This is a genomic window from Serratia fonticola (assembly GCF_001006005.1).
GTDB classification, from domain to species: Bacteria; Pseudomonadota; Gammaproteobacteria; order Enterobacterales; family Enterobacteriaceae; genus Chania; species Chania fonticola.
Genome location: NZ_CP011254.1, coordinates 4,886,528 through 4,902,298, shown reverse-complemented (window position 1 = coordinate 4,902,298; position 15,771 = coordinate 4,886,528). Strand labels below are relative to the sequence as shown.

17 protein-coding genes are annotated in these 15,771 nt (G+C 53.7%); 7 read left to right on the top strand and 10 right to left on the bottom strand.

Features of this window, described 5'->3' with window-relative positions; all coding sequences use genetic code 11:
* The first annotated feature begins 84 nt into the window (after positions 1-84).
* Genes WN53_RS21700 through WN53_RS21675 form a run of 6 tightly spaced genes read left to right on the top strand, consistent with a single transcriptional unit; the run spans position 85 to position 5,441 of the window.
* Positions 85-531 (top strand): PTS sugar transporter subunit IIA, encoded by a 447-nt coding sequence (locus tag WN53_RS21700; protein ID WP_024486536.1) that lies wholly within the window; start codon positions 85-87, stop codon positions 529-531.
* A gap of 25 nt (positions 532-556) precedes the next feature.
* Positions 557-1,951: a PTS mannitol transporter subunit IIBC gene (locus WN53_RS21695; protein ID WP_024486535.1), complete on the top strand. Its 1,395-nt coding sequence runs from the start codon at positions 557-559 to the stop codon at positions 1,949-1,951.
* Positions 1,948-3,216, top strand: a complete 1,269-nt coding sequence (locus tag WN53_RS21690) for a zinc-binding dehydrogenase (RefSeq protein WP_024486534.1) — start codon at positions 1,948-1,950, stop codon at positions 3,214-3,216. Before WN53_RS21695 ends, WN53_RS21690 begins: the two co-directional genes overlap by 4 nt.
* Before the next feature lie 6 nt (positions 3,217-3,222).
* Positions 3,223-4,194, top strand: coding sequence for a class II fructose-bisphosphatase (gene glpX, locus WN53_RS21685; RefSeq protein ID WP_046808277.1), 972 nt, complete (start codon positions 3,223-3,225; stop codon positions 4,192-4,194).
* 16 nt (positions 4,195-4,210) lie between these two features.
* On the top strand, positions 4,211-4,738 hold the full coding sequence (locus tag WN53_RS21680) for an MltR family transcriptional regulator (protein WP_024487034.1): 528 nt from the start codon (positions 4,211-4,213) through the stop codon (positions 4,736-4,738).
* A complete protein-coding gene (locus WN53_RS21675) occupies positions 4,716-5,441 on the top strand; it encodes a nucleoside/nucleotide kinase family protein (protein ID WP_024487033.1) in 726 nt (241 codons plus the stop codon). The genes WN53_RS21680 and WN53_RS21675 overlap by 23 nt, the downstream gene beginning before the upstream one ends.
* On the opposite strand, the gene WN53_RS21670 is transcribed toward WN53_RS21675, so the two are convergent.
* The 8 genes from WN53_RS21670 to folM all read right to left on the bottom strand — a co-directional run bounded on the left by WN53_RS21670 (position 5,424) and on the right by folM (position 12,484).
* Positions 5,424-6,245 carry a trypsin-like serine peptidase gene (locus WN53_RS21670; RefSeq protein WP_024487032.1) on the bottom strand — a complete coding sequence of 274 codons (822 nt, stop codon included), beginning with the start codon at positions 6,243-6,245 and terminating at the stop codon, positions 5,424-5,426. The genes WN53_RS21675 and WN53_RS21670 overlap by 18 nt on opposite strands.
* Positions 6,246-6,370: 125 nt before the next feature.
* Complete coding sequence (gene ydgU / locus WN53_RS29210; protein WP_455567118.1) at positions 6,371-6,451, bottom strand: small membrane protein YdgU; 81 nt, start codon at positions 6,449-6,451, stop codon at positions 6,371-6,373.
* 91 nt (positions 6,452-6,542) lie between these two features.
* Positions 6,543-6,833 carry an acid resistance repetitive basic protein Asr gene (asr, locus tag WN53_RS21665; protein ID WP_046808276.1) on the bottom strand — a complete coding sequence of 97 codons (291 nt, stop codon included), beginning with the start codon at positions 6,831-6,833 and terminating at the stop codon, positions 6,543-6,545.
* 412 nt (positions 6,834-7,245) lie between these two features.
* Entirely contained in the window at positions 7,246-8,046 is an 801-nt protein-coding gene (locus WN53_RS21660; protein ID WP_024486878.1) for an MBL fold metallo-hydrolase, read from the bottom strand.
* Between the two features lie 71 nt (positions 8,047-8,117).
* On the bottom strand, positions 8,118-9,614 hold the full coding sequence (locus WN53_RS21655) for a carboxypeptidase M32 (RefSeq protein WP_024486877.1): 1,497 nt from the start codon (positions 9,612-9,614) through the stop codon (positions 8,118-8,120).
* Between the two features lie 46 nt (positions 9,615-9,660).
* Entirely contained in the window at positions 9,661-10,965 is a 1,305-nt protein-coding gene (rstB, locus tag WN53_RS21650) for a two-component system sensor histidine kinase RstB (RefSeq protein WP_021806503.1), read from the bottom strand.
* Positions 10,962-11,690 (bottom strand): two-component system response regulator RstA, encoded by a 729-nt coding sequence (gene rstA, locus WN53_RS21645; RefSeq protein ID WP_046808275.1) that lies wholly within the window; start codon positions 11,688-11,690, stop codon positions 10,962-10,964. The genes rstB and rstA overlap by 4 nt, the downstream gene beginning before the upstream one ends.
* 71 nt (positions 11,691-11,761) lie before the next feature.
* On the bottom strand, positions 11,762-12,484 hold the full coding sequence (folM, locus tag WN53_RS21640; protein ID WP_024486780.1) for a dihydromonapterin reductase: 723 nt from the start codon (positions 12,482-12,484) through the stop codon (positions 11,762-11,764).
* A gap of 120 nt (positions 12,485-12,604) precedes the next feature.
* On the opposite strand from folM, the gene WN53_RS21635 reads away from it, so the two are divergent.
* Positions 12,605-13,021, top strand: coding sequence for a hypothetical protein (locus tag WN53_RS21635; RefSeq protein ID WP_024486779.1), 417 nt, complete (start codon positions 12,605-12,607; stop codon positions 13,019-13,021).
* Between the two features lie 123 nt (positions 13,022-13,144).
* Here the strand turns inward: WN53_RS21635 and WN53_RS21630 are convergent, their stop codons facing one another.
* Both WN53_RS21630 and ydgH read right to left on the bottom strand, forming a co-directional pair.
* Complete coding sequence (locus tag WN53_RS21630; protein WP_024486778.1) at positions 13,145-14,536, bottom strand: amino acid permease; 1,392 nt, start codon at positions 14,534-14,536, stop codon at positions 13,145-13,147.
* A 229-nt stretch (positions 14,537-14,765) separates the two neighbouring features.
* The gene (gene ydgH / locus WN53_RS21625) at positions 14,766-15,716 is read right to left on the bottom strand and encodes a DUF1471 family protein YdgH (protein WP_024486777.1); all 951 of its coding nucleotides are present in this window, start codon (positions 15,714-15,716) and stop codon (positions 14,766-14,768) included.
* Between the last annotated feature and the right edge of the window lie 55 nt (positions 15,717-15,771).

Sequence of the window (15,771 nt, the reverse complement as noted above, 5' to 3'; positions counted from 1 at the left end):
TGGCATCGGATTGCGTTTCCCATTATTACTCCATAAGCTGCAAAGCAATTCCCAATCCTCTTGGAATAACGATAGGAAAAACACATGAATGGATTGATAGATTACTTCCCGGAAAATGCATTTACCGTTCACCAGCATGATTGCGACTGGCAGCAGGCTATTGATTTATCGATGAGCTGTCTGCTGCAAAATAATATCGTTGAGCCACGCTATGTGGCGGCTATAAAACACAGCACGCAAAATAATGGCGCATATTATATTCTTACGCCGGAAGTGGCTATGCCCCATGCACGTCCGGAAGAAGGGGCTTTGGGCACGGCATTAACCCTAACGGTATTGCCGCAGGGGGTATATTTCAATGATGACAATCCGCAGGTGAAAGTGTTAATTGGCCTGGCGGCGAAAGATGCCGACAGTCATATCAATGCCATCCAGTTATTGAGTGAAATGTTCTGCGATGACCAGGCAATTGAACAGCTTACTCAGGCAACTAAAGTATCAGAAATAAAAGAAATCATTCAGCGCTTCTGATTTTACACACTCAAGGATCAATATAATGGCCAATAAAACAATGCGAGCCAGAGTGCAAGCTTTTGGCGGGTTCCTGACGGCTATGGTAATCCCTAATATCGGCGCATTTATTGCGTGGGGATTTATTACGGCACTGTTTATTCCCACCGGCTGGATGCCTAACGCCCACTTTGGGCAACTGGTCGGGCCGATGATCACCTATTTGCTGCCGCTGATGATCGGTTCCACCGGTGGCTACCTGATCGCGGAAAAACGTGGCGCGGTGATGGGGGGGATTGGCACCATCGGCGTGATTGTAGGAGCTGATATTCCCATGTTCATCGGTGCAATGGTAATGGGTCCGCTGGGCGGGGTGATCATCAAATATATCGACACCAAGCTGGATAAGCGTATCCCCGCTGGCTTTGAGATGGTGGTCAATAACTTCTCTCTGGGGATTGTCGGCATGTTCTTGTGCCTGTTTGCCTACGAGGTGATTGGCCCAGCGGTACAGCAGGCTAACCATTTGGTACGTGCTGGCATTGAATCTCTGGTAGCCACGGGATACCTACCGCTGTTGTCGATTATCAACGAACCGGCGAAGGTGTTATTCCTGAATAACGCCATCGACCAGGGGGTGTATTACCCGCTGGGTATGCAGGATACGGCGGTGAACGGCCGCTCGGTGTTCTTTATGGTGGCCTCTAACCCTGGGCCAGGGCTTGGTATCCTGCTGGCTTTTTCGCTATTTGGCCAGGGTATGAGCAAAAAGTCGGCACCGGGCGCGATGATTATCCACTTCCTCGGGGGTATTCACGAACTCTACTTCCCGTATGTGCTGATGAAGCCGCTGATGATCATTGCCATGATTGCTGGCGGCATGGCGGGGATCTACGTGTTTGATCTGATGGGTGCAGGTTTGGTTGCCGGGCCAAGCCCGGGTTCAATCTTTGCCTATCTGGCTCTGACGCCGCGTGGTGGCTTTGCTGGTACATTGGCGGGCGTCGCCGCCGGGACACTGGTTTCGTTCCTGATTGCCGCACTGATCCTGAAAACCGAGAAAAAGCAGGTGACCGAAGATAGTTTTGATGACTCACAGCGGCAGGTGAAAGCCTTGAAAGCTGCGGGCAAAGGGCAAACACAACCGATCCGCCACATCGCATTTGTTTGTGATGCAGGCATGGGTTCCAGCGCGATGGGGGCAACCACCTTCCGTAAACGTTTGGAGAAAGCCGGGGTGCCGATCAGCGTGAAGCACTACGCCATTGAAAATATTCCGCCGGAAGCCGACCTGATTGTGACGCACTCTAGCCTGGAAGGGCGAGCCGAACGGGTGAGCGATAAACCCAAAGTATTGATCAGCAATTATCTCGGTGACAGCAATCTCGATCGTTTGTTGGAACAACTGGTTGCCACACACTCAGAAAAGGAAGCCGTATGAAAACCCAAGCCGCCGCTATTTATGGCCAAAACGACGTTCGCCTGCGTGAGTTTGAATTACCGCCACTAGGTGATGATGAACTGTTGGTTAAGGTCATTTCCGACAGTGTGTGCCTGTCTACCTGGAAGGCCGCCAAATTGGGGGCTAACCACAAGCGGGTACCTGATGATGTTGCCGAACACCCGGCGATCACTGGCCATGAATGTGCCGGGATCATTGAGCAGGTGGGCAAAAACCTACAGCAACGCTACCGGGCTGGGCAACGTTTTGTGCTGCAACCGGCGATGGGATTACCGAGTGGTTATTCGGCGGGTTATAGCTACGAGTTTTTCGGCGGCAATGCCACCTATATGATTATTCCACAGCAGGCTGTGGAGCTAGGTTGTGTATTACCGTATGAAGGCAGCTATTTTGCGGCGGCCTCTTTGGCAGAGCCGATGTGTTGCATCATAGGTGCCTACCATGCCAATTACCATACGACGCAATATGTCTATGAGCATCGCATGGGGATCAAACCCGGCGGCAACGTGGCGTTATTGGCCAGTGCCGGGCCGATGGGTATTGGTGCGATCGATTATGCCATCAACGGTAACATCCGCCCTGCGCGGGTAGTGGTCGTGGATATCGACGAGGCGCGTTTGGCGCGGGCCAGGTTGCTATTGCCGGAAAGCGTAGCGCGTGAAAAAGGCGTTGAACTGGTGTATTTCAACAGCAGCAAGGTTACCGACCCGGTGGCTGCCTTACGTGACCTGACGCAGGGCCACGGCTTTGACGATGTCTTCGTTTATGCCGCGGTGGCCGATGTGCTGATGCTGGGGGATGATCTGCTGGCTGAAGACGGTTGCCTGAATTTCTTTGCGGGCCCAACCGACAGTGAATTCAAAGTGCCGTTTAACTTTTACAACGTGCATTATGCATCCACACATGTCGTGGGCACTTCGGGGGGCTCGACGGGAGATATGTTGGAGGCGCTGCAACTGACCGCTGAAGGCCGCATTAATCCTTCGGTGATGATCACCCATATAGGTGGGCTGGATGCCGTGCCGGAAACCATCATCAATCTGCCTTCGATCCCCGGCGGGAAAAAGCTGATCTATAACTTTGCCACCATGCCGTTAACCGCAATTGCCGACTTCCCAGAACTCGGGAAAACAGACCCATTCTATGCCCGCCTGGCGGAACTGGTGGCTGAAAGCCACGGCGTGTGGAACGAACAGGCCGAGCGTTTCCTGCTGCAACATTTTGGCGTGGAAACAGGAGTATAACTGCCGATGAAATCGCTGGCTTATGACATTGTACGCACCACTCAACAGGCTGCATTGGCTGCCTGGCCGCTGCTGGGCTGTGGTGATAAAAATCAAATTGATGGGGTGGCCGTCGCAGCCATGCGTCAGCAACTGAGCGGTATGGCCATGCAGGGGCAGATTGTGATCGGTGAAGGCGAAATCGATCAGGCCCCCATGCTGTATATCGGTGAGCGGTTGGGGAGCGGGAATGGTCCGGCAGTGGGCATTGCTGTTGATCCTATCGAAGGCACGCGGATGGTGGCCATGGGCCAATATAATGCGCTGGCCGTGATCGCCTTTGCCCCACACAATGCTTTGTTGCATGCCCCAGACATGTATATGCGCAAGATGGTGGTGGGGCCAGGAGCTAAAGGGGCTATCGATTTACGGTTGCCTCTGGAGCAAAATCTGCGGCAAGTCGCGCAGGCATTGGGTAAGCCATTGCATCAACTGCGAATGATCACGCTGGATAAACCGCGCCATGAACTGATCCGCCAACAGGCGCAGGCGCTGGGGGTGAAGATTTTTGCCATTCCTGACGGTGACGTGGCCGCCAGCCTGATGACCTGCCTACCAGGTGGTGAAGCCGACATCATGTATACCTTGGGGGGCGCGCCGGAAGGGGTCATATCGGCCTGTGCGGTGCGTCTGCTGGGCGGAGATATGCAAGCCGAGTTGATCGATTTCTGCCAGGCGAAAGGCGATACGCCAGAGCACAGAATACTGGCGCAGGAAGAACGGCGGCGCTGCAGCAACATGGGAATTGAGATTAACACCATTTTGCCGCTCAATGCCCTGATCGCCAGTGATGAGGTGATTTTTTCGGCAACCGGGATAACCAAAGGTGACATTATCGGCGGAATAAAACAAAAAGAGGGGTACTTGAGCACAGAAACCCTTATGATTAATGGTACCGACGGATCGTGTAATAGAATTCATACATTACACTTGCATTGATGGTATCGCAGGACGAATGAAAACGTTGACAGAAGATGAAATAATTGAACAACTGGACGAGCAGGAACAATTGCTTAGTTGGTTACAGAAGGCAAATGAGATTTTATTTTCTGCTGTCAAAACCTATTTGCCACAGGTGTTTGTCAATAACGATCCCGACATACTCGAATATGCGGTAAAGCCATTGTTGGCAAAATCCGGCCCATTGGACAATATGGATGTCTCCCTACGCTTATTGTACGCATTAGGAAAAATCAAAAAAACCGTTTATGCCGATATCATCTGTCTTTCACAATTTAGCCAGCATGTGCAGGCGGAAAATAGCTCGCTGAGCTTTCATGATGAAATGACCTTTGATTTTATTGCCAACCTTAACGCCATTACGGAAAACGAACAGCTTTTCAGTGCGATAAGAAAGATGAAGTTTTCCAGCTTTGAGGTTTTTAATACCGAGCGCTACGGCAACATGATTAAAACCGGATTAACGCTGGCAGTGACTTCGCTGTTAAAGGAACTGACCAATGAAAATAGCGCTAACTGTTAATGGGCTGACGATCGATGCCTTTTTTACCGATGAGGAGGTCGAGCTGGTGCACTTACCTTTGCTGCGCCTGTTGGCCCAAAAGCAGCAGCAAAAGGGCAGGCGCCTGGTGGTATTCCTGGCGGCACCTCCCGGCAGTGGTAAATCGACGCTGACGGCCTTCTGGCAGCATTTATCGGCACAGCATGATGAATTACCGGCATTGCAAACTCTGCCGATGGACGGCTTTCACCGTCCTAACTCCTGGCTTGATGCACAAGGGTTGCGCAACAAGAAAGGAATGCCAGAAACCTTTGATCGTCAGCAGCTCGAGTTGGCGTTGGCTTCACTCGATCAACCACGGCCATTCTGGCCTACCTACGATCGCGTATTGCACGATCCGGTGCCCAACGCGATAGAGGTGACCGCACCGGTAACGATCGTAGAAGGTAACTGGTTGTTACTTGATGAGCCAGGTTGGCGCGATCTGGCACGCCACAGCGACTTAACGCTATTTATTCAGGCACCAGCACAGCAACTGCGGGCAAGGCTGATCGAGCGTAAAATGCGAGGTGGTTCATCACTGGAGCAGGCCAGCACCTTTTATCAGCAAACCGATGGGCCAAACGTTGATAGGGTATTGCAGCACAGTTTGCCCGCCACCATTACCCTCCGGTGGGATAACGGTGGCCTGCGCTGTTTGGAGGAGTCACTTACCGGCGGCTAAGAGATCCAATGCATCGCGAATGCCGGTAACTGACAGCGCGCGGTTATCGGCCCGGTAGCGGTCTTGTGCTGCGGGTGCAGAACTCTGGATAGCGATAAGTCGCCAGCCTTCGGCGGTCTTCAAGATCAATGGGGAGCCGCTGTCACCGGGTAAGGTGTCGCACTGGTGTGATAACACGCCTTGTTGCGCCCAACCGGTGACTTTACAATTTTGATGGCTGTAAAGATCGTCCAGATGATCTTCTGGATAACCGGCCTGAGTGACCAGGCGCTTTGCCAGCTTTAAGGTTTGTGTTAACGCTTTTCCGTCACCTTGCCATAATGGCAACGGTTTAATCGCCAGCGGCTTGTTATCTTTTAACCTGATCAACGCAAAATCATACGCTGCCGCCGCCGGTGGCACGATCCAGCCGTCACCATCCGCCTTCAGCTTTTCACCTAATGACTTATCGACCAGCGTTTCGATATTTTCCGTCTGGTATTGCCAGCCTTTGCTACCGGAAATAAAGCGCAGCGCCACGGCCTTATCAAGATTGCCGGGAGGGGCCAGTACGCAGTGGCCAGCGGTGAGCGCCAGATGGGGAGAGATCAGCGTAGCGGTACACAGGTTGCCACTGGCGGTTTCTACCTGACCAATGGCCTGCCACGGCCAACCGCTGGTTTCGGTGACTTTAATACGGTCGTCTTTGCCAAAAAACAGACGGGTTTGATCGGCCGCAGACGCCTCGGAAGGGCTATCAGCATGCGCAGAATGGGATAAAGCCAAAGGAAATGAGCACAACAACAGTAAAACAGAGATGCGCATAGGTTTCTTGCCTGACAAATTCGGATCATCCATAGACACACTGAATGCTAACTATAGACTGATTTAGCCGCTGTGTAGATGGTCGGTGATTGATATTCCGATAATTTCCTGAGAAAAATCGGAGATTACAGATAAAAAAAGCTGGCGATAAGCCCGCAAACGATCAGGGTGCCAAGGATGATTTCGAACCGATAGCGACGCAGCATAGACAACCCCCCGATGAAAAAACACCCGGCGAACCGGGTGTTGGACAACACTTACCAGAACAGGTGAGGGGTGCCTCACGCCGGTTGACTATCAGGCAGCCGGAGTTGCTGCTTTCTTGCTGGATTTTTTGTGATGCTTTTTAGCTGCTTGAGCTTTCTGGGCCGGGGCTTTATTGCCGCTGGCTTTGTGATGCTTCTTGGCTGCCTGAGCTTTTTGCTCGGTGGTTTTCTTGGCGTGATGCTTTTTCGCGTGAGTGGCTTTAGCCGGTGCTGTCTGAGTAGTGGCAACTGGTGCAGCAGCAGGAGCGGCAGCTTCAGCTGCGAACGCGATAGATGACAAGCCCATTGCAGCGGCAACAACCAGAGCTAATACTTTTTTCATCGGTAGATCCTCAAATATCTGTTGGTTTGTAACCCCACTGCGGGGCCGTTGAAATAATCTTATGCAAACCGAAGAGTACTTTCCGTGAGTGATTGGTTTCGGCGTGTAACTCAATGTACGAGTGTCTGGGCGGGGGAGTGTTGCTGCCGTTGTGCGATCGTTTGCAGGCTGTGAAAGCTAGCATATTTGTACGGCTGTCACGGATGATGCAGAGAACATCGACGCGCCGCGAACGCATCAAAACAAACTAATTTAGTTACAACATACATTGATGGTTGTGCAAACCAGTATCCCTTGACCCCGGAGCTCCAGGAAAGAACTTACACTATGGAACATCGCTGAGCTTATTAGGTGGAAATAGGGCGGGACGCTATTAGAGAGACCATTTAGGGGCGTAATGCCCCCGGAAAATTTACGCTAATGTGATCCTATCCCCCGTCGCCGGGCTAATCGTATTAGGCAACCACAATTGCCCCCAAGGGCCAGTGCAGTGGCAGCCCATCACTTTCTCGGGTTTGATTTGTTTGAGAAAACGCTGTACCTGCAATAATCGCAGCGGTGAGGCATATCTCAGGTGAAAGCCGCCAATCAGCGCGTGGATCTTATCGATACCGGTGATCTTCTGGCAGTGCCGCACAATATTGATTATTCCGCGGTGGCCGCAGCCAGTGATGATAATCAAACCTCGATCGGATTTATAAATCAGCACTCCTTCATCGGCGATGTAATCAGGGGACTGTTGGGCATTTTCAATAATGCCGTAGGCTTTTGGGGCTGCTACCTCGATTTCACCAGACCAGATGAATCGCTCACTGATTTGCACCGGGGTTCGGGTCAGTTCCATGGCGTGGCGCGAGTAATCCACTTCCGGCGATAGACGTTTGATTTTCTTTACGCGGCCCAGAAGATTAACGGCGGCATAGCGCACGTCTTGCACGCCGGGGTGGCAAATTATTCTGCTGTTATCGGGCAACCAGGGTACGCCACCACTGTGATCGTAATGGCCATGAGAGAGCACGGTAGCGGTCAGGTTGTCGAGGCTGATCCCCATTTGAGCCGCATTTTTTAAAAAACTGCCGTCCGGCCCGGTATCAAAAAGTACGCTGTGGGATTCATCCCGCACTAACAGGCTCAATCCAGCTTTGGCGATTAACGCTTCATCTGCATCGGCAGCCAGGCGATTTTCAAGTAACACATTGATGGTTAAGGTCATGTGGACTCTATTTTTCAAATCCGTACGTTAAGCTATACCAGCAACACCTTAACGTACGGAGGGGGCGGAGATTACAGGTAACGGCTTTCCAGATGCCGGCGGAAATAGCTTGGGTCTAACGTCTTACCCGTGGCGTTGGTGATCAACGTATCGGTAGGGTAACGGCTGGCATGACGCCAGATATTTTGCTGTAACCAATGGAATAGCTCGGTTAAATTACCGGCAGCAATATCTTCGCTCAGTTTTGGCATTGAGCTGCGTGCACTGTCAAACAGTTGGGCCGCATACATGGCACCCAAGGTGTAAGTTGGGAAGTAACCAAAGGCACCGTCCGTCCAGTGGATGTCCTGCATACAACCGTTGCGATAATCGCCCACGGTATCCAGGCCAAGGTAGCTGTGCATCTTCTCATTCCACAGCGCCGGAATATCTTCTACCTCGATCTCGCCCTCAATCAACACACGCTCGATTTCATAGCGCAATATCACATGGGCAGGGTAGCTGACCTCGTCGGCATCGACGCGGATCAGGCCAGGCTTCACCCGCTGATTAAGGCGAATAAAGTTGCTTTCTTCCAGGGCCGGTTGTTCACCAAACTGATTGACGATCAGCGGCCGCAGAACTTTCAGGAAGTCACTCCCGCGAGCCAGCTGCATTTCAAAGAACAGACTTTGTGATTCGTGGATCGCCGTCGACCGAGCTTGCGCCACGGGCTGGCCCAGCCACTCACGCGGCAGGTTCTGTTCGTAACGGGCGTGCCCGGTTTCATGCACGATGCCAAGCAGCGCGGTAAGGAACTCTTTCTCGTTGTAGCGAGTGGTGATACGTACGTCCTCCGGCACGCCGCCGCAGAACGGATGAGCACTAACGTCAACCCGGCCGCCGTCGAAGTCAAAGCCGAGCAGCTTCATCACGCTCAGGCTCAGCTTACGCTGGGTGTCGACATCGAACGGACCTTGCGGGATCAGGCAAGGCTCCTGCTGCTGTTTGGCGACCACCTTTTGCAATAGGTCGGGCAACCAGGTTTTCAGATCGCCAAAGATACGGTCCAGATCGCTGCTGCGCATGCCAGGTTCATACAGATTGAGCAACGCATCATAACGGCTGACACCCGCCGCCTGTGCGCGGATCTGCGCTTCTTCACGGCTCAGTTTGACCACCTGACGTAGGTTATCGCTAAAGCCTTCCCAGTCATTGGCCGGACGTTGTACTCGCCAGGCATGTTCGCAGCGCGCACCTGCAAGGGATTTGGCTTCGACCAGCGCTTCTGGCACCAGCACGGCATTATCATATTGGCGGCGCATTTCGAGCAGGTTGGCACGGTCAAATTCATCTAGCGCTTCTTGTTGCGCGCGGTCGAGCAGTTCACCCGTTTTCTGTGCCGTCAGGATTTGATGCTTCAACACGCTCAATTCCGCCAGGGCTTCGGAACGCGCCTTATTGCCACCTGGCGGCATCATGGTTTGCATGTCCCAGCCGCTGATGGCCGAGAGATGGTCAAAACGTGAAAGGCGGGTGAATAGGGCGCGAAGTTGGCCGTAGGCCGTAGAGGATGATGCAGATGTCATTTGTTCAACTCCATAGTGGATCCGTTGAGCCAACGGGGCCGGATCGTTATGCCGGCTCTGTTTTGGTATCTAAAGGGGGTTTAATCGGCCAGCAGAAGCGGAAACTGGCGCCGCCCAAAGAGCTCGCCTCCACAAAGACCTGGCCTTGATAAGCTACGGCGATGGAATGCACGATCGCCAATCCAAGCCCGCAGCCGCCGGTAGCGCGATCGCGGCTGGGATCGAGGCGGACGAAGGGTTCGAATACCCGTTCGCGTTCTTCTGGGGGAATGCCTGGGCCATCGTCTTCCACTTGCAGGCATGCGGCGTCACCGTCAAACCACAGGCCGACGCGTAAACGCCGTTCGCTATAGCGCAGGCCATTGTTGACCAGGTTGTCTAACACGCGTTCCATCAGCCGCAGATCGACACCGCCAAAGTCACCGACATGTGGGATATTCAGCTCAATGTCACGCTCTGGGTGGATCAACTGGATATCGGCCACCTTATCCTGTAGCCAGCCGGGCAAATCGATAGGCTCAATATTCAAGGCTACCTGAGGACGATCCAGACGCGCATAGGTCAATAGCTCGTCGATCAGGGACTCTAGCTGGCCGATATCCCGATTCAACGCCTGTTGCTCGCCGTCGGTCAGGTTATCGCTCATGGCCAACCGGTAGCGCAGGCGTACCAGCGGAGTCCTCAGTTCATGGGCAATACCGTCAATCAGCTGTTTTTTACTGACGATCAGCGTGTTGACGTTATCGGCCATCTGATTAAAGGCGACGCCAAGCCGGTAAAGGCTCGAGGTGGGTACAAAGTGGGTACGTTCATCGAGATGTCCGGCCCCCAGACGTTGGGCGGCATTTTCCAGTTTCAGCAAGTCTTGCCAATGCGGGCGCATCCACAGGAATACCGGCAGGGCCAGCGACAAGCCGATAAAAATCAGCAGCACCAAATCCAGAATGCGCATCTGGTGCAGATAAAACAGATAAGGGATGGGGCCAACGACCAGCACGTAGTGGCTACGGGGAATGCGCTGCATAAAGGTGTAGCGATCGTCCAGCGCAATAATCTCTCCCATGTGCAGACGCTTGGTGAGATCTTCATTCAGGTTCTGCTTACCGAGCGGCTCGATATGCAGTTTGAACGACAGGTTTAAATCCAGGGTGGCGATGGTTTTGTTCCAGTCCTTTAGCGGGATCTCCCGCAGCTCGCTGCGCATCAGATACAGCGAACTCTTCATCAGGTCGTCCATTGATTGGCGCCCGGCACGTTCGGCGGTGACCTTGTAAACCAGGCCAACCAGCATCGCCATCACCAGAAAGCAGACGAACAGCAGTAAAAAGAACTGTACGAACAGTTTTCTCATTGTTGCACCGATGCCCAGGCGTTGGGGGCAAACAGATAGCCTTTGTTGCGCACCGTCTTGATGCGAAACGGCTCCAGGGCATTGTCATACAGCTTGCGGCGCAGGCGTGAGATGGCCACATCGATGCTGCGGTCCATACCGTCGTAGCTGACGCCGCGCAGGTTTTGCAGCAACGCTTCACGGGCCATGATCTGCCCAGCATGGGTCGCCAACTCCCACAGCAGATCGAAATCCGAGGTAGAAAGGGTGACGATCTCTTCCCCCAGTGTCACCTGGCGGTTGACCGGATCGATGCACAGCAAACCAAAATGCACGGCATTATGTTGGGTGATGTTCTGGGTTTGTTCTTCTTTTGGCTGGTTGCTACCGTGTTGGCGCAGGTGTAAACGCAGGCGAGCCAGCAGCACAGCAGGCGGCGTGGTCTTGAGGATGTAGTCATGCGCACCCATTTCCAATGACAGGATGTGATTCATATCGCTGTCCAGTGAGGTGAGCAGCACGATCGGGCCAGGATAAACCGGGCGCAGATCGCGGCATAGCGTCATGCCGTCCTTGCCGGGCAGCATGATATCCAACAGCACCAGGTCTGGCTGTTCCCGCTCAATACAGGCCTGTGCCGTATCGCCACGGGGTTCGATGATGACGTCAATGTCATGTTTGCCCAGATAGGCGGCAATCAGTTTGCCCACTTCAGGATCGTCTTCTACAAAAACAATTTTAGTCATAATAGGGTGGTTTTATAGGAAAAACGGCATCCAGCATAGCGCGCTGCTCGGTGTTGCGCCATGCCCATTATTCAGCGCAGCGGTCGCCCGCCATCCACGCCGTGAGTGCGCCCGGTGACGTAGCGGCTGCCCATCAGATAATCCACCAGATTGACCACTTCACTTTCCCCTGGGGCGATCTGCATCAGGGATTTGGTCAGTGCCTGCTGGCGATAGGCTTCATCATCGCCGGTGTTGAACATAATCAGTGCCGGGGCGATGGCATTGACTTTGACGTCGGGGGCCAGTTTGCGGGCAAAGGAACGGGTCATATTGTCCAGCGCGGCCTTGCTGGCTGCATAGGCAATGTGCTTGTCGCTGCCTTTCTCCACCACATAATCTGTCAGGTGGATGATATCGGCACCGGCTTGCCCTTGGCCAAGCAGGCAGGGTTCGAGCAGTTGGTTTAACAGGTAGGGCGTGTAAACGTGGATCTGGAGCATCGAAGCCATTACCTGTTCAGGCGGAGTCTCGGCCGATTCTGCCAACCAGGCACTGGCGTTATGGATCACGGCACGCAGCTTGGGAGCAACCTGTTTTACCTGATCGGCAAAACGATAAATCCCTTCGTGGGCAGAGAAATCGCCCTGCAGGCAGATTGCGCCAAGGTCTTGGAGTTCGGCTAAAGCCGGATATTCACTGCGATAGGCAATAATGACCGGAACGCCTCGCTGTAAGAACGACTTGGCCAGAGCCAGCCCAATTCTACGGGCACCGCCGGTGATCAGCACAGGGGCCGAGTTGTGAGAGACCATCGAGTAAAGCTCCTGAGCAAACTGGTAAACATTAAGGTAATTATGCCATTATACGTTAGAAAGCGGATAACGCTTGCCATCGATGACATTTCAGCACTGGCCACCAGAAGGGTAACGAAGATGAACAACGATCATCTTGCATTCGTCGCGCGCAGTGAGAGAGTCTGTTTTGACTACACCCATTTTTTATCTGCCTCCTGCAAGAAGCAGTGGCGCTTTATTGATGCAATCTATGGCGTGATGCCCATTTTTGGTATGGTCGTGAAATCGCGCGTGGCAGACTCACGCTCACGTCAGGATCAGTTGAAAGAGTTGGCGTTACAGGTGGTTTCGACGCAGGTCAGCGATGAGGTCAACATTGTTCGCCTGATCGATCTGGCCCGGCAGCAGCAGTTGGTGGTGTTTGATATTCAACTGCCGTATCCGCTGGCGGCGGAGCAGTTGGTCGCCATTGAGAAAGAGTGCGGCGAATCGGTGATAGTGACGCAGGTGGGTGAGCGGATCACCATTAACGCCAAACCGGTGGCGGGCAATTAACCGGGTGAGTCAGACACAGGCTCAAAACGTAGGGGCGCTGCATGCTGCGCCCGTCTGAATAATCAGTAGGTTAGCCGTATGCAGTGCCCCCTATGGTCAATCCAGTAATTCGTTAATGGTCGATCAATGCAACATAAACCATCCGGCCGGCAGGGTTGCGGCCAACAGCAGCATAACGGTGCTTTTCTCTAGTCGGTTGAGCAATTTCACATCCTGATGTCCACTGCGGGCATACATAAACACCAGCAAGCCAGGTGCATACAGCAGCACCGACATCAACAGGTGCATCAGACCTGAAGCATAGAGTAGCCACAGCCCATACAGGCAGGCACCGCTGGCGGCGAAAATCAGCCGCTTGTCCTGCCGCTGACGGGCCACCTTGAACAGGAAGGCTCCCACCAGGAAATACGGCACCAGGATCATCTCGGAAGCGATGGTCAGCAGCGAGTTGTAGTTGCTGCCGGTCAGCCAGATAATCACCAGCGCAATTTGCACCGCACCATTGGTCAACCACAAAGAGGCTGACGGGGCGTGGTTCTGGTTTTGCTTGCGAAAAATTTTGGGGAATGCGCCGTGTTGAGCGGCCAGCAGAGGCACTTCGGCCGCCATGATGGTCCAGCTGAGGTAGGCCCCGCACACCGAAACGATCAGGCCAGTGGCGATGATCACATCACCCCAAGGGCCGATCAGATCAACCATCAGCACCGCCATTGACGGGTTACGCATTTCAGCTAACTCACTGCGTGGCACCACGCCGAGCGACAGCAGGGTGATCACCAGATACACCGCCAAAGCGGAAATCACGGCCAGCATGGTGGCGCGGCCAACGTCCTTTTTCTGCCGGGCACGGGCGGAAACGACCACAGCACCTTCAACACCGATAAACACCCACAGGGTGATCAACATGGTGTCTTTAACCTGCTGCCAGACTGGCGTACCAAGAGCAACGCCGTGGAAATCCAGGGTGAAGGTCTCCATGCGGAACGCGATAGCGGCCAGCACGGCAAACAGGCCGAGGGGCAGCAATTTGGCGAGGGTGGCCACCAGATTGATGCTGGCCGCCGTTTGCACGCCGCGCAATACCAAGGCATGGACGATCCACAGCAACAAGGATTCGGCGATCAGCGCCTGCCAGGTATTGCCATCCCCCAGGATCACCGTGCCGCTGCGGTCAGTAAACAGGCTCAGTGCGGCAAACACGATCACCAGATAAGAGACGTTGGCGATCACCGCACACAGCCAGTAACCCCACGCAGAGCAAAAGCCCACCAGTTCGCCAAAGCCTTCTTTGGCGTAGGTGAAGATGCCACCATCCAGGTCGGGGCGCAGGCGTGTCAGCAGCAACATGGCAAAGGCCAGGAACAGAATACCGACGCCGGTGATGGCCCAACCAATCAGCAAGGCTGCCGGGCTGGCAACCTCGGCCATATTCTGCGGCAGGCTAAAGACACCTGCGCCCAGCATTGAGCTGAGCACCAAGGCGGTTAACGCGGTAAGACCAAGTTTTCTTTCCAATGATGGATCCCGAGACAGAATAAACAACTATGCGTTCCGTGCAGGCCAGCCATAACGTCATGGCAATTACCGCAAGGGCAGGCAATGGAGCTAAAAATTGGCGCAAATTCTAAGGGGAGATGCTTGCGGATGCAATGATTGGTTATGCGCGATGGATAAAAACTTATTCAGCAGCGGCATAAAAAAAGGCTGCACGGTGGCAGCCCTTCGATCAAGGTGACAGCAGGGATTATTTGAACAGATCGGCGCTGACGGTCAGGTTGCCGCCGCTCTTGTTCTGCCACTGGCGGGTCACATGGTAGTACTTGGCGCCTTTCTCTGCGGCACGTTTGGCCACTTCGGTAGAGACGTCGGTCATGCTGTTGAAGTGGCCGGTAAAGGTCACGGAATCAAACGGCACCATCTGCGCGGCGGTGACGTTATTCACTTCCTGGATCTTGGTGCCGTTCGGCAGGGTTACAGTGTAACGCTGGCCGGTAGAGGTCTGAGTTTCGAAGAAGCGGCCAACGTCGCGGGCTGGTGAGCCGGAAGAGGCAACGCCTGGGATCTCGACCTTGGCGGCTTCTGCACCACCAGCAGCCAGCATGGCTTTACCGGCTTCAGAATCGGCAGGCACGGCATCCGGGCTCTGCACCATACGTTTCGGCGCATCGGCTTTATAGATATAAGCGGTGATGAACTGGTTGCCGCCCTGGTTGGCATCCACCTGACGCACGATAAAGAACGAGGCAGCGCCTTTCTTCTGTGCGGCTTTGGAGATGGCGTCGTTGATGTCTGGCTGACTGCGGTAGAAGCCGCTGACGGTCACGGTATCGTAAGGTTCAAGCAGGAAGGCTTCATCTTTCGGCAGCTCTTTAACGCCGTTAATCACGCGGTACTTGGTCTCTTTGCTGACTTCTGGGGCATCTTTATGATAGACGTCTGCGGTGACGCGCCAGTTGCCGCCATTGTTACTGTTGTTGATGTCCTGGATATAGAAGGCATCGGCCCCCATTTTATCTGCACGGCGGGATACGGCATCGGCAGCTTCGTTGATGGCAATAAAACGGCCGGTAATGGTGATGCGATCAAACGGCTTGATGGCCGCTGCTTTCTCAGGAGTTAACTCTTGCGCGGCATGCACAGACAGCGCAGTAAGTGATAACAAGGCTGATGCGATGATCGTGGTCTTCAGCTTCATAAAAAATCCTTTCGCCAAGCGCAGTAACGTTTATAACGTGCTGAACAGTTTAGGT

Excerpts from the sequence above, each read along its gene's own strand:
- folM (WP_024486780.1), bottom strand. The coding sequence starts at position 12,484 with ATGGTCTCTCACAACTCGGCCCCTGTGCTGATCACCGGCGGTGCCCGT.
- WN53_RS21675 (WP_024487033.1), top strand. The coding sequence starts at position 4,716 with ATGAAAATAGCGCTAACTGTTAATGGGCTGACGATCGATGCCTTTTTT.
- ydgU (WP_455567118.1), bottom strand. The coding sequence starts at position 6,451 with ATGCTGCGTCGCTATCGGTTCGAAATCATCCTTGGCACCCTGATCGTT.
- WN53_RS21700 (WP_024486536.1), top strand. The coding sequence starts at position 85 with ATGAATGGATTGATAGATTACTTCCCGGAAAATGCATTTACCGTTCAC.
- rstA (WP_046808275.1), bottom strand. The coding sequence starts at position 11,690 with ATGACTAAAATTGTTTTTGTAGAAGACGATCCTGAAGTGGGCAAACTG.
- ydgH (WP_024486777.1), bottom strand. The coding sequence starts at position 15,716 with ATGAAGCTGAAGACCACGATCATCGCATCAGCCTTGTTATCACTTACT.
- WN53_RS21680 (WP_024487034.1), top strand. The coding sequence starts at position 4,211 with ATGAAAACGTTGACAGAAGATGAAATAATTGAACAACTGGACGAGCAG.
- WN53_RS21695 (WP_024486535.1), top strand. The coding sequence starts at position 557 with ATGGCCAATAAAACAATGCGAGCCAGAGTGCAAGCTTTTGGCGGGTTC.
- WN53_RS21670 (WP_024487032.1), bottom strand. The coding sequence starts at position 6,245 with ATGCGCATCTCTGTTTTACTGTTGTTGTGCTCATTTCCTTTGGCTTTA.
- WN53_RS21660 (WP_024486878.1), bottom strand. The coding sequence starts at position 8,046 with ATGACCTTAACCATCAATGTGTTACTTGAAAATCGCCTGGCTGCCGAT.
- WN53_RS21655 (WP_024486877.1), bottom strand. The coding sequence starts at position 9,614 with ATGACATCTGCATCATCCTCTACGGCCTACGGCCAACTTCGCGCCCTA.
- rstB (WP_021806503.1), bottom strand. The coding sequence starts at position 10,965 with ATGAGAAAACTGTTCGTACAGTTCTTTTTACTGCTGTTCGTCTGCTTT.
- glpX (WP_046808277.1), top strand. The coding sequence starts at position 3,223 with ATGAAATCGCTGGCTTATGACATTGTACGCACCACTCAACAGGCTGCA.
- asr (WP_046808276.1), bottom strand. The coding sequence starts at position 6,833 with ATGAAAAAAGTATTAGCTCTGGTTGTTGCCGCTGCAATGGGCTTGTCA.
- WN53_RS21690 (WP_024486534.1), top strand. The coding sequence starts at position 1,948 with ATGAAAACCCAAGCCGCCGCTATTTATGGCCAAAACGACGTTCGCCTG.
- WN53_RS21635 (WP_024486779.1), top strand. The coding sequence starts at position 12,605 with ATGAACAACGATCATCTTGCATTCGTCGCGCGCAGTGAGAGAGTCTGT.